This is a genomic window from Bradyrhizobium sp. TM102, assembly GCF_009176685.1.
Lineage (GTDB): Bacteria > Pseudomonadota > Alphaproteobacteria > Rhizobiales > Xanthobacteraceae > Bradyrhizobium > Bradyrhizobium ottawaense.
In genome coordinates, this window is the sequence record NZ_AP021855.1 from 7,330,146 (window position 1) to 7,343,747 (window position 13,602).

The window sequence follows — 13,602 nt, forward strand, 5'->3', positions numbered from 1 at the left end:
GACAAGGACACGCCATGATCATCAGCGGCGAGCGCCGGATCAGCTATGACGAGATCCAGTCACGCATCAGGCGGGCGGCAAGCGGGTTTCGCGCCCTGGGCCTTGCCGAGGCCGCGCCGGTTGCGATGATGCTGCGCAACGACTTCGCCCTGTTCGAGGTGGTTGCGGCCTCCGCCGCCCTCGGCAGCCCGGTGGTGCCGATCAACTGGCATCTCAAGGCCGAGGAGGTCCGCTACATCCTGACCGACAGCGGCGCGAAGATCCTGGTCTGCCACGCCGACCTGCTGCCGCAGATTCGTGACGGCGTGGCGCCGGATGTCCGCCTTCTCGAGGTCGCGACGCCGCCCGAGCTGGCGGCGACCTTCGCCATTGCCCCGGAGCTGACCGCGGTCCCGCCCGGACTGACCGATTGGGAGCGCTGGCGCGACGGCCATACCGAAACCCAGGAACCGCCGCGCCGGGCCGCGGCAATGATCTACACCTCGGGCACGACCGGGATGCCGAAGGGCGTGCGGCGCATGCCGATGCAGCCCGAGCAGGCGGCCGCTTCCGAACGTGTCGGCGCGATCGCCTATGGCATCAAGCCGCGGGACAACCAAATCGTGCTGATCAACGGGCCGATGTATCACTCGGCGCCGCATTCCTACGGCATGATGGCGTTCCGCAACGGCTGCACCATCGTCCTCCAGCCGCGGTTCGATGCGGAGGAGCTGCTGGCACTGATCGAGCGTCACCGCGTGACGCACATCCACATGGTCCCGACGATGTTCGTGCGGCTGCTGCGGCTGCCCGAGACGGTCAGGCGGCGCTACGACCTGTCGTCGCTGCGCTTCGTCGTGCACGGGGCTGCGCCCTGCCCGCCCGAGGTGAAGAAGGCGATGATCGATTGGTGGGGGCCGGTCATCAACGAGTATTTCGGCTCGACCGAGACCGGGATCCCGGTGTGGCACTCTGCCGAGGAGGCGCTGAAGAAGCCCGGCACCGTCGGCCGCGCCATCGAAGGCGGCATCGTCAGGATCTTCCGCGACGACGGCAGCGCGTGCAATGCCAACGAGGTCGGCGAAATCTACATGCGCCAGACGGCGGTGCCCGATTTCGATTATCACGGCAAGGCGCAGGCGCGCGCCGAGGCGGGGCGCGACGGCCTCGTCAGCGTCGGCGACGTCGGCTATCTCGACGAAGACGGCTATCTGTTCCTGTGCGATCGCAAGCGCGACATGGTGATATCAGGCGGCGTCAACATCTATCCCGCCGAGATCGAGAACGCGCTGATCGGCATGCCCGGCGTGCGCGATTGCGCCGTGTTCGGCATTCCCGACCCGGAATATGGCGAGCGGCTATGTGCCTGCATCGAGCCCGACACCGGCGACCAGCTCTCCGCCGCCGCAGTGCAGGCTTTTCTGCGCGAGCGGCTGGCGAACTTCAAGGTGCCGAAGGAGATCCGGTTCCTGGATGCGCTGCCCCGGGAGGCGACCGGAAAGATCTTCAAACGCAAGCTGCGCGATCCCTATTGGACCGGCCGCGGTCCGGGCGGCGCTTAAACCTTCTCCGGCCGGCGTCCGTGCGAGCGGAATGCCAGGCCATATTCCGCCCGAGCAGGGCTGCATGCCTGCCTCGCTCGGGTCCGCAGCTTTTGGCGGGCGAGGAAACCGTATAGCGTCCGATCTCAGAGGAAACGCCGCGAAAGACGGCCAAGAGGTCGCGCATGCTCGACAAGACCAAGGATCTATCCGCGTGCGCCCAGGCCTGGCTCGATGAATTCGAGCGCGCGCTGGGCACGCCCGATCCCGCCACGCTGGACCGCCTCTTCCTCGCCGACAGCTTTTGGCGCGACGTGCTGGCGCTGAGCTGGAACCTGCAAACGATCGCCGGCCGCGAGACGATTGCGCAAGCGCTGGCCGCGCTCGCGCCCAAGGCGGCACCGACCAACTTCAAGATCGCGCCGAACCGCGCGCCGCCGCGCTGGGTGACGCGTGCCGGCACCAACACCATCGAAGCGATCTTCACGTTCGAAACCGCGACCGGCCGTGGCAGCGGCATCCTGCGGCTCATTCCCGACAAGACCGACGGCGACCGCCTGAAGGCCTGGACGCTGCTCACCGCGCTCGACGAGCTCAAGGGATTCGAGGAGCAGCTCGGCACGTCGCGACCGCGCGGCCAGGCCTATTCCCGCGATTTCCGCGGGCCGAACTGGCTGGATTTGCGCAACGCCTCGCGCGACTATGCCGATCGCGACCCTGCCGCGCTGGTGGTCGGCGGCGGCCAGGCAGGGCTCGCGATAGCAGCCCGGCTGAAGCAGTTGAAGGTCGACGCGCTGATCGTCGATCGCGAGATGCGGATCGGCGACAATTGGCGCAAGCGTTATCATGCGCTCACCCTGCACAACCAGGTGCAGGTCAATCACCTCCCCTACATGCCGTTTCCGCCGAACTGGCCGGTCTATATCCCCAAGGACAAGCTCGCTAACTGGTTCGAGGCTTACGTCGATGCGATGGAGCTGAACTTCTGGGCCGGCACCGAGTTCGAAAGCGGCGCCTATGATGAGGTCGAGGGCCACTGGACCGTCACGCTGCGCCGGGCCGACGGCAGCAGGCGCACCATGCATCCGCGCCACGTGATCATGGCGACCGGCGTCAGCGGCATCGCCAATATTCCAGACATTCCGACCCTCGACAATTTCAAGGGAACGCTGCTGCATTCCAGCCGCTATGAGGACGGCGAGACCTGGACAGGCAAGCGCGCGATCGTCATCGGCACCGGCAACAGCGGCCACGACATCGCGCAGGATCTGTATTCCAGCGGCGCCGAGGTGACGCTGGTGCAGCGCGCAGCCACGCTGGTCACCAATATCGAACCGTCGGCGCAGCTCGCTTATGCCACCTACAACGAAGGCACGCTCGAGGACAACGACCTGATCGCGGCCTCGATGCCGACGCCGCTGGCGAAGAAGACGCATGTGATGCTGACGGAGCAATCGAAGCAGCTCGACAAGGAGCTGCTCGACGGCCTCTCGCGCGTCGGTTTCAAGCTCGACTTCGGCGAGGCCGGCACCGGCTGGCAGTTCAAATACCTCACCCGCGGCGGCGGCTATTATTTCAACGTCGGCTGCTCCAACCTGATCGTCGAGGGCGCGATCAAGCTCAGGCAGTTTGCCGACATCGAGGGCTTTGTACCCGAGGGGGCGCGGATGAAGGACGGCGCGCGGCTTCCCGCCGATCTCATCGTGCTCTCCACCGGCTACAAGCCGCAGGAATATCTGGTGCGAAAGCTGTTTGGCGAGGCCATCGCCGACCGCGTCGGCCCGATCTGGGGCTTTGGCGACGGTCTTGAGCTGCGCAACATGTATGCGCGCACCAGGCAGCCCGGGCTCTGGTTCATCGCCGGCAGCCTCGCGCAGTGCCGGATCAACTCGAAATACCTCGCGCTCCAGATCAAAGCGATCGAGGAAGGGATTTTGGGACGGGCATAACGACAATCGTCATTCCGGGGCGCGCGTCAACGCGAACGATGATGCGCAATTGCGCATCTGAGAATCCATCTATCCGCGGAATATGCAACACAATGGAGTCCGGGGCTCACGCTTCGCGTGCCCCGGAATGACAGTAGGACAGATTCATGCCAGCCATTCTCGGCAGCGGCGAGCACCGCTACCGCGCCGTCGACAATTTCGCGAAACTCCCCGACGGCTGGCAGCTCACCGACGTCGCCTCCGTCGCGGTCGACAGCAAGGACCGCGTCTACGTCTTCAACCGCGGCGCCCATCCGATGGTGGTGCTCGACCGCGAGGGCAATTTCCTGCGCAGTTGGGGCGAAGGGCTGTTCTCGCGCGCGCACGGCCTGCACATCGACGCCGACGACAATCTCTACTGCACCGATGACGGCGACCACACCGTGCGCAAATGCACCACCGACGGCAAGGTGCTGCTGACGATCGGCATTCCCGAGAAACCGGCGCCGTTCATGAGCGGTAATCCCTTCCATCGCTGCACCCACACCGCGCTGTCGCCGAAGGGCGAGATCTACGTCTCCGACGGCTATGGCAATGCGCGCGTGCACAAATTCACGCCGGACGGCAAGCTGCTCAAGAGCTGGGGCGAGCCCGGCACCGATCCCGGCCAGTTCAACATCGTGCACAATATTGCCACCGATGCAGATGGTTGGGTCTATGTCGCCGACCGCGAGAACCACCGCGTCCAGGTGTTCAATGGCGAGGGCAAATACGAGACGCAGTGGAACAATTTGCATCGGCCCTGCGCGCTGTGCTGTTGCGGCGGGGCCAAGAGCCCGACCTTCGTGATCGGCGAGCTCGGCCCGGGCCTTGCCATCAACCGCAAGGTGCCCAATCTCGGGCCGCGGCTGTCAATCGTGGACGCCAAGGGCAAGCGCATCGCGCGCCTCGGCGGCGAGGAAGGGCCGGGTGTTGCGAGCGGAAAGTTCCTGGCGCCCCACGGCATCGCGCTGGATTCCAGGGGCGACATCTATGTCGGCGAGGTCGGCGTCACCAACTGGGACACCAGCTTTCCCGACGAGGAGATGCCGGCCGCAGTGCGCACGACGCGGTGCTTGCAGAAGCTGGAGCGGGTACGGGAGTAGCCGCGGCAGGCCACGACGCGCTGGTCACGCAGTTCCGCGCCAGCCGCGTACCTCCCCAAATCGCGGCTTGTTGAGCACCTTCGCCACCCCGGCGCCGCATTGCTTGCACCTGAATAAGTCGCTCAGCGGGCTTCACAATCCCGTCACGCTGCATGTAGTATGTCAGTACATGCTGCTTCGCAGCGTATATTGGAGGCCGGGAGCGTTACTTGAACGCACATGTCTCGCAAGGCAGTTGGCCGGTGTTGGTGCTGAATGCGGACTTCCGGCCGCTGAGTTACTACCCGCTGTCTCTTTGGTCGTGGCAGGACGCGATCAAGGCGGTGTTCCTCGATCGCGTCAACATCGTCGCACATTACGACCAGGCGGTTCATAGCCCCACGCTGCAAATGCAGCTGCCGAGCGTCGTCTCGCTCAAATCCTTCGTCAAGCCGACCACCCATCCGGCCTTCACCCGGTTCAACGTCTTCCTGCGCGACCGTTTCGCCTGCCAATATTGCGGCTCGCCCGAAGACCTGACCTTCGATCACATCATCCCGCGCAGCAAAGGCGGCCAGACCACCTGGGAGAACGTGGTCGCGGCATGCTCGCCGTGTAACCTGCGCAAGGGCAATCTCACGCCGGTGCAGGCAAAAATGTTTCCGCGCCAGCACGCCTTCGCCCCGACCGTGCACCAGCTTCACCGCAACGGCCGCCTGTTCCCGCCGAACTATCTGCATGATAGTTGGCTGGACTATCTGTACTGGGATACGGAGCTGGATCCGTAGGGTGTGGCCTCACCCCCCGATCGCATTCCGTGCCACCACGTCGCGATAGAACGCCGCGCTCAGCTTCGGCAGCCTTGCCTGGGTCTCGAAATCGACCCGGTAGAGGCCGAAGCGCTTGCCGTAGCCGAAGATCCACTCGAAATTGTCCATCAGGCTCCAGAGGAAGTAGCCGCGGATCGGCACGCCCTCGGCGGTCGCGCGCTGCATCTGGGACAGGTAATTGCGCAGGAACATGATGCGGTCGAGGTCGTAGACCTGGCCGTCGGCAGAGATCTTGTCCTCGGACGAGGTGCCGTTCTCGCTGATGTAGATATTCTCGATGTTCCAGATCTTTGCCGCAAGGCGCGGCGCCCAGTAGATCACTTCCGGGCCGACCCGCAGCCAATCCGAATTCATGTGCGGGAACGAGGTGGGGAACGGCAGCACGTGGAAGCCGGGCGCGCGGTCGGAAGCCGTGACGTAATATTGCGGCGCGTAGATGTTGAGGCCGACGAAATCGTTCGGCGCGCCGATGATCTTCAATTCCTCGGCGGTGAATTTCGGCGCGTCCGCGCCGGCATAGGCCAAAAAGCCCTCGGTGTATTTGCCCTCCAGCACCACGCCGAGGAAGCCGGCGTTGAGCTCGCGCGTCGCGATCTCGGCGGCGCGGATGTTTTCCGGCGTCGCGATCGCCGGCACGCAGGCGGCGATGTTCTCGGCCGCACCGACACGGGTGCCGGCGCGGCCGGCGGCGCGGATTGCCTGCACCGCAAGCCCGTGCGCCAGCGCGACGTGATGGCGCGCCTGGTTGAGTAGTGCGGTCGGCAGCTTGAGACCGGGCGCATCGATGCCCCAGCCATAGCCGAAATTCACGAAACGCCCGACCTCGTTCACGGTGAAGATATTCTTCACCCGATCGGTCAGACGCGCGGCGACATGCGCAGCGTAATCGGCAAAAGCCTTCGACGTGTCGCTCGACGACCAGCCCCCGACGCGGTCCTGGAGTGCCTGCGGCAAGTCCCAATGGTAGAGCGTCGCGTAAGGCTCGATGCCGTTCGCGAGCAGTTCGTCAACAAGGCGGTGGTAGAAATCGAGCCCCTTGGGATTGAGCTGGCCCGTCCCATCCGGAAACACGCGCGGCCATGCGATCGAGAAACGGTAGGCCTTGACGCCGAGCGCCTTGATCAGCGCGACGTCCTCCTTGTAGCGATGATAGTGCTCGTTGGCGCGGTCGCCGGTCGAGCCGTCCTCAATCTTGCCGGGCGTGTGGCTGAAAATATCCCAGATCGATTTGCCGCGACCGTCCTCGTCGACCGCGCCTTCGATCTGGTAGGATGAGGTCGCCGTGCCCCACAGAAAATCCTTCGGGAACGGCGCCGGCAGGTGGCGGTCGGTCGAAGCGGACTTTTCATTCTCCGCGGCCCCGGCACCTGCTGCTACGCCCAGCGCGGCGAGGCCCGTGAGCTTGGCAAAACGGCGCCGCGAGACATCGGCTGACATCGTTATCTCCGTGCCAGCTCCAGATCGATCTGATAGACGGAAATCCGGTCGATCTCGAATGCGACGCTCGCTGGCGATTCGGCATCGACCTGACTGACGCCCGGAAAAAACTTCGACCCGATCGCGAGATTGACGATCATGTACATGGGATCGTCGAAGCCGATCGGCACCTTGATGTCGGAGACCGGCCTGCGGTCGATGAAATAGACCAGTCGATCCTCCTGCCACAACACACCGTAATTGTGGAATACGCTCGAGGCGTCGCCGACCGCGAAATCGAAGCCGCAGGACTGGATCTTCTGGGTCGAAGGGATCCGCCAATGGGTCGTCATCACCAGATCTCCCGGCCGTTCGCCGCGGCCTTCCAGCACATCGACCTCCGGCGGCCAGCCGCCGTCGTCCGCCAGCATCCAGAACGCCGGCCATACCGCATGGCCGACCGGCACCTTGGCGCGAATTTCGAAATAGCCGTGCTTCTGGGCGAACGTGCCCTGGGTCGTCAGGATGCCTGAGATGTACTCGTTGTTGAACAGCAGCGGTTTCAATTCCGGCGGCGTTCGGCTGGCGATGATCGACAGCACGCCGTCCTTCACCTTGAACGGATCGAGCCCGAGCGGCGCGGCCGCGCGGCCGGCATAGCGCGGATCGACGTAGATCTGCTGCTCGCCATTGGCGCTGGTCTTGCGCTTGAAGTCGGAGCCGTCGCCGCCCCAATAGCGTGCCTCTGGCCAGGCCGCGCCGCCGGCATAATGCGGGACCCAGCGTCCGTTCGACAGCGGATGCTGGTCAAAATCCTCGCTGAAGGTCCGGCGCAGGGGCAGGAACACCAGCGAGGCTAAACTGACCGTGTCCAGCCGGCGACACACGATGGTGGAGGGATCGGTCGTCACCTGCAGAGCCATGCTCGCCGGCGCGCGATCGAGCTCATCCTGCGCGATACAAGGCGCAGGCAGCACGCCGAGGCCGATCGCAACCAGAGTGCCCCTCGTCCAACGGCCGATCATCACCGCACTCGAAGATGCCACGACATGCGCAGAGGTTAGCTCATCCGTCTTCGCGCGGGCAACCGCGGCATCCGACGCCGGCGGGCGATTTGAAAACCATTCTTCTCGCCTCCGCTCCGGGGCCAGCGGGCACTGGGAACCCGAGGCGCCCACGCCCGTTCAGAGTCAACGCCATGCGCTCGCATGCACGTTCCATCGAGCGCGTTTGTCCGCTGCAAGATGAAACAAGGGAAGACCCATGGCCGCAACCGAGAGTGATCATGTCTACAAGATCCTGGACCTCGTCGGATCGTCCGAAACCTCGATCGAGGACGCGATCAAGAACGCGATCAGCCGCGCGTCCAAGACCATCCGCGAGATGAAATGGTTCGAGGTGGTGCAGACGCGCGGCCATATCGAGAACGGTGCCGTGCGGCACTATCAGGTGACGCTGCGCGTCGGCTTCACCCTGGAGGGATGAGGCGGCAGGCGGCAGAACGGAATTGTCGCACTGCGGTAGCGTGGCCCGACGATCTGCCCCAACGATGTCGGCAATCCTTCCGGTTGATTACGGACCCCGCACAATCATTGCAGATTTTGCAAGAGGCCGTTAAGACGAAAGTGAGAGGTTTGCCCCGATTTGGAGCAAGCCTGATGGTCACGAGCCGCGAATTCGGCAAGACGCGCCTTCCGCTCTGGGCCGCGGGCTTCGTTGGGCTGATCTGCGTGACGATCCTGGGCCTCAGCGCCTGGCGCGAATGGGAAGCTCGCAATGTCGACCTCAGGAACGCCGAGATCGACGTCACCAACCTCGCACATTCACTGATCCAGCACGCGGATGATACGTTCGAGCTGGTCGATACGCTCCTGGTCGGACTGGTCCACCGGCTCGAACTCGACGGGACTGGCCCCGACACGATCACGAAGCTCCAGGCCTATCTGCCGACGCGCAAATCATCGGACCGCATCCGCGGCATCTTCGTCTATGACGCGACGGGCCGGTGGCTTGCCACGACCGAGCGCCTCGACTTTTCCAAGCTCAACAACAGCGACCGGGAATATTTCCAGCGCCACCGCGACTCCACGGAGACGGGCACGCTGATCGGACCGCCCATCAAGAGCCGCTCCGGGGGCCAGTGGATCATCACGGCGTCCCGGCGGATCAATGATCCCGACGGCGGCTTCGCCGGCGTTGCCCTGCTCACGATCGACGTCAGCTATTTCGTCAAATTCTACGAGCGGTTCGACCTAGGGCCGAACGGCTCGGCATCGCTGCTCAACAATGGCGGCATCATGCTGGCACGCAGCCGAGATGAGAGCGGCGCCTTCATCGGACGCGACCTGTCCAATGCGCCCTTGTTCAAAGGCTGGAAAAGCCGCCCCGCCGAAGCGGTCTATTATTTCAAGTCGCCGCTCGATGGCGTGCAGCGCCTGAGCTACTACCAGCGCAGCAGCCGCTATCCCCTGATGGTGCTGGCGAGTAAGTCCCAAGATGACGTGCTGGCTCCCTGGCGACGCGCCGCCGCCACACGCATAACTTTCGTCGTCGGCCTCGTCCTGCTGATCGCGGTGATCGGCTCCTACCTGGTCCGTCAGCTCTGGCAGCGACAGCGCATGGCGCAGGCCCTGGTCGCCAAGGAGGCAAATTTCCGCCTGCTGGCCGAGCAATCCAGCGACATGGTAACCCGGATCGGGCTGGATAACCGGCTGCTCTATGTCTCTCCGTCATGCGTGCGCATCACCGGCTGGACCGCTGAGGAACTGCTGAACACGTCGGCCCTGGCCGGCATTCACGCCGACGACATGGAACGGGTCGCTCAGGCCATCACGGCCCTGAAGAACGGCGAGGCCGAGGAAGCGCGGTTCGTCTATCGCCAGCGTCATCGCGAAAAAGGGGAGATCTGGGCGGAGGCGGCGCTGCACGTGACGGTGGCATCGGACAGCGGCGCGATCGACGGCGTCGTCGCGGTCGTGCGCGACATGACCGAGCAGAAGGATCTCCAGGACAAGCTCGCTTCGCTTGCGAGGACCGACGGCCTCACCGGCCTTGCCAACCGGCGCGCATTCGACGAACGCCTTGCCGACGAATGGGCGCGCGCCCGGCGCGACGGCACGCAGCTTTCGCTCCTGCTGATCGACGTCGATCATTTCAAGAAGTTCAACGACCATTACGGACATCTGGCGGGCGACGGGTGCCTGCGCGCGCTGGGCCGGATCCTGTCCACCCAGGCCAGGCGTCCCGCCGACCTCGCGGCGCGCTACGGCGGCGAGGAATTCGCCGTGTTGTTGCCGAACACAGGTCCGGATGGCTGCGTGGAGGTCGCGGAAGCGGTTCGCCAGGCGCTGCACGATCTTGCCATGCTGCATGCGCAGAATCCGCCCTCCCGGTTGGTCACGGTGAGCGTCGGCGCGGCAACCGGACTTCCGTCTCTGACCTCCACGGACTTCAGCACGCTGGTCGCTGCGGCCGACCGCGCGCTCTATGCCGCGAAGGACAGCGGCCGCGATCGGCTGGTGATGTCCGGACAGGTCGTGCCCTGGCCCGCGAAGACCGCGTGACGGGACCCACCGCTCACCAGCCGTAGCGAACGCTGCCCTTGCCGGCGTAGCTGCGGGTGACGCTGGAGAACTCGCCTTCGAACGTGGCGGCCGCCGACCAGCCGTTCAGCCATTTCATCACGACCGAAGCCGTCGTGAGCGCGGCGTCGCGGGCCTGCGCTGCGCCGTTGACGACGAAGCTTGCGACCGGCAACGCCTGAAAGGTTGCGGCGGCCGCACGATCGGGATTGAAATCATGCGCCCAGGCGACACGGCCGCGCAGTGCCAACACGCCGGCCGGCGTGGCGAACGACTTGTCGGTACGCAGGCCGAGCTCGCTGCGGCTGTCGGTCACGCTCTTCGCGGCGTAGTTCAAGGCGAATGCCGATGAGCCGGAGACGACGTGTTCGGCATAGGCTGGCAGGTCGAGCGTCGTGAACTGCATCGCCCCATAAGGCGTGAGGCCGATCCCGCCGATCCATGACCCGACCAGACGGTAGCCGCCTTCGAGACGACCGGAATACGCATTGGCGTCGAATGCGGCGCGCAGGCGGTCTGCGCCGGCGACCGTCACGGTGCGATCGGTGGTGATGTTCTGCCAGCCATAGGCCAGCGCGGCGGAGACGTAGGCCGCGCCGTTGGCGTGGTAAAGATAGGCGCCGGCCTGGAACAGGTCGGAGCGACCGGAGCCGAGACCGTTCACGCCGAAGCTGGTGCCACCGCCGGCAAGCGCGAAGCCGAGCTTCGTGTTCGGCGCGAGCCAATAGTCCGCGCCGACCGCCGTGCCGGCGATGCGGCTCGTGGTGTCATTCGAGCCGTCCGCAGCATTGCCGTCGGTCGATTGCGATCCGCCGAAGCCGGCGGCCCACACGCTCCAGCGCTGCGCAAATCCCTGCGCCGGCGCCTTGGCGAACATGGCGAACGCGTCGGCGCGCTTGCGTGCGGCATAGGCGCTGGCCTGAACGTCTTCGGCAAGTCCAGCCGCACCGTTCGCGGGATCCGGCCCACCCTCGCGCTGCGCGAAGGGATCGGTGAGCAGGCCCATGAACTGGCTCATGGCGCTGAACGTGGTCTGCTGCGCTGCCGTGCCTTGTTCGCCCGAGGCTTGCGTCAAGCTGGCCGCCGTCATGCGGCCATAGATCAGCGGAATGCCGCCGTTGACGTCGAAGGAATTGACCAATGCGTTCGCCACCGCCTGCTGATTGCCGTTCAGGCCGGAATTCGGCGGCGGCACGAAGGCGAGCGACAGGTTGAGATAGGCATTGTTTGCGTCGTAGCTGAGATCGGTCTTGAAGTTCGCCGGGAGATTGCTGCTGGCAACGGTCGAGGCAAAGCTGCCGGAGAGGCCGCCGCCCGCGCTGAGGATGGTGTATTTCTTCTCGATATAGCTGCCGGCCGCAAACACCGCGCTCACACTAGCGCCGCCCAGCGTCGCGCTGCCCGTGACGTTCGCATGGGACGCCGTCGACGGATTGACCTGGACCTGATAGATCGCGCCCGATTGCAGGGCGAGATCGCCGACGATGCTCGTGACGCTGCCGGGCGTGCCGTTGCCGGCCGCAAACGTGCCGCCGCCGGCAATCGCCACCAACAGCGGATCGATCGTGCCCGATCCCATCAGCACGCCACCGGCATTCACGGTGACCGAAGAGGTGCCGGTGATCGTTCCTTCGACGTCGAGCACACCGCCATTCACGGCCGTGGCTCCGGTGTAGCCGTTGTTGCCGAGCAACATGGTGAAGCCGGCCGTCGTCGTCAGGCTCGCGGTCCCGCCGATGCCGTTGAGGACACCTCCGATGGAGGTAATGGGCGCGTTCAGATTGCCGTTGCGGATCGTGCCGCCGTTAAGGCCGACCGCGCCCTGGGTCTGCGTCGTGCCGCCCAGATCGAGCGTGGCACCGCTGTTGACCGCGGTCGTCCCGCCGACGTCGCCCAGCGTGCCGGCGCCGCTCAAGGCCAGCGTGCCGCCATTGACGAAGGTCCCGCCGCTGTAGGTGTTGGCGCCGGTCAGCGTCAGCGTGCCCAGCCCCGTCTTGGTCAGGGATCCCGTGTTGATGATCTGCCCTGACAACGTCGCATTGAAGCCGTTGGTGTCGATCGTGCCGCCGCCGGCCAGCAGCGAGATCGTCCGAGCGGTGCTGAAAGCACTGGTAAATCGCAGCGCGCCGCCGTTGAAATTGACATATTGCCCGAAGCCCAGCGCCGTGAGCGCGGCATCGCTGCCCGCCGCGACCGCCCCGCCCGCCACAACGATGACGTTCGGCCCGATGAAGGCGGTCCCGGCATTGCCGTTGTCAACGATCGGCATGGTGACGAAGGACAGGATCGTGTTGGTGGCCGTATCCATCACGTAAAACCCGAAGCCGGTCGTGATGTAGGCCCGGCTGCCGTCGGGCGTCACGGTCACTCCGATGCCGTTGCTGGACGGGCCGCCGGACAGGGTCACGCTTGCCGTGATGGTGTTCGTCAGGGCATTGATCACCACGAGTTGGTTGGACTGCGTCGTCACATAGATCCGCGACCCGTCCGGGCTGGCCGCGACGCTCAGGGGCAGTCCGGAGACCGAAACCGTCGTCACCACCGATTGCGACGCTGCATCGATCACCGTGACGCTGCCATCGCTTTGATTGGTCACGTAGATCCGGCTTCCGTCCGGAGACGTTGTGATGCCGGAGGGGGAGCTTCCCGCCGCGACCGTGCCGATGACGGTTTTCGACGCGGCGTCGATGATCGAAATGTTCGCGGAGCCCTGGTTGGCGACATAGGCCCGGGTCCCGTCCGGCGAAACGACGACGCCGTAAGGGGCTGCCCCCACCGCGATGGGGGAGCCGACCACGACATTGGTCGCGGTGGAAATCACCGTGACCGAATGGGCCGAGGAGGACGTCACGTAGAGACTCGAACCATCCGGGCTGAGCGCCAATCCCGCCGTCTGTCCGGCGACGGGTATGGTCGCGACGACCGTCCGGCCGACGACGTCGATGACCTCCACCGCGCCGGACATGGCAACGACATAGGCGAAGCGGCCATCGGCCGAAAACACCGCGCTGTGAGGATATGTGCTCGTTCCGATCGGGGAGCCGATCGGAGCGTTGCTCAGCGTGCCGAACTCGATCACCTGCCCCGGCGTGCTGTTGAGTGCGGTCCAGATGCCGTAATTGTCGATCTGCGCCCTGCTGGCGGAGGTCGAGGCGAGATACGGCAGGACCAGGATGACAAGCATCCCGCAGCTTCTCATTGTC

Annotated in this window: 9 protein-coding genes; 6 read left to right on the forward strand and 3 right to left on the reverse strand. The window is 65.0% G+C overall.

All coding sequences use genetic code 11. From position 1 onward, the window contains the following. The first annotated feature begins 14 nt into the window (after positions 1-14). The 4 genes from GDN70_RS34670 (at position 15) to GDN70_RS34685 (ending at position 5,360) form a co-directional block, all read left to right on the forward strand. A complete protein-coding gene (locus GDN70_RS34670; protein ID WP_038971915.1) occupies positions 15-1,541 on the forward strand; it encodes an acyl-CoA synthetase in 1,527 nt (508 codons plus the stop codon). Between the two features lie 164 nt (positions 1,542-1,705). Further along, positions 1,706-3,469, forward strand: a complete 1,764-nt coding sequence (locus GDN70_RS34675) for an NAD(P)/FAD-dependent oxidoreductase (protein ID WP_152103643.1) — start codon at positions 1,706-1,708, stop codon at positions 3,467-3,469. Between the two features lie 146 nt (positions 3,470-3,615). Further along, positions 3,616-4,593: a peptidyl-alpha-hydroxyglycine alpha-amidating lyase family protein gene (locus GDN70_RS34680; protein ID WP_038971913.1), complete on the forward strand. Its 978-nt coding sequence runs from the start codon at positions 3,616-3,618 to the stop codon at positions 4,591-4,593. A 209-nt stretch (positions 4,594-4,802) separates the two neighbouring features. Beyond that, on the forward strand, positions 4,803-5,360 hold the full coding sequence (locus tag GDN70_RS34685) for an HNH endonuclease (RefSeq protein WP_018316280.1): 558 nt from the start codon (positions 4,803-4,805) through the stop codon (positions 5,358-5,360). Positions 5,361-5,369: 9 nt separating this feature from the next. Here GDN70_RS34685 and GDN70_RS34690 read toward each other — a convergent pair whose 3' ends face one another. After that, positions 5,370-6,839 (reverse strand): GH1 family beta-glucosidase, encoded by a 1,470-nt coding sequence (locus GDN70_RS34690; RefSeq protein ID WP_038971912.1) that lies wholly within the window; start codon positions 6,837-6,839, stop codon positions 5,370-5,372. 2 nt (positions 6,840-6,841) lie between these two features. Continuing rightward, a complete protein-coding gene (locus GDN70_RS34695; RefSeq protein ID WP_152103644.1) occupies positions 6,842-7,843 on the reverse strand; it encodes a family 16 glycosylhydrolase in 1,002 nt (333 codons plus the stop codon). 238 nt (positions 7,844-8,081) lie between these two features. Here GDN70_RS34695 and GDN70_RS34700 point away from each other — a divergent pair, with 238 nt between their 5' ends. Continuing rightward, positions 8,082-8,303 (forward strand): dodecin, encoded by a 222-nt coding sequence (locus GDN70_RS34700; protein WP_018316283.1) that lies wholly within the window; start codon positions 8,082-8,084, stop codon positions 8,301-8,303. A gap of 173 nt (positions 8,304-8,476) precedes the next feature. Further along, positions 8,477-10,381 carry a sensor domain-containing diguanylate cyclase gene (locus GDN70_RS34705; protein WP_173015928.1) on the forward strand — a complete coding sequence of 635 codons (1,905 nt, stop codon included), beginning with the start codon at positions 8,477-8,479 and terminating at the stop codon, positions 10,379-10,381. Between the two features lie 13 nt (positions 10,382-10,394). Here the strand turns inward: GDN70_RS34705 and GDN70_RS34710 are convergent, their stop codons facing one another. After that, positions 10,395-13,583: an autotransporter domain-containing protein gene (locus tag GDN70_RS34710; RefSeq protein WP_173015929.1), complete on the reverse strand. Its 3,189-nt coding sequence runs from the start codon at positions 13,581-13,583 to the stop codon at positions 10,395-10,397. Positions 13,584-13,602: the final 19 nt, after the last annotated feature.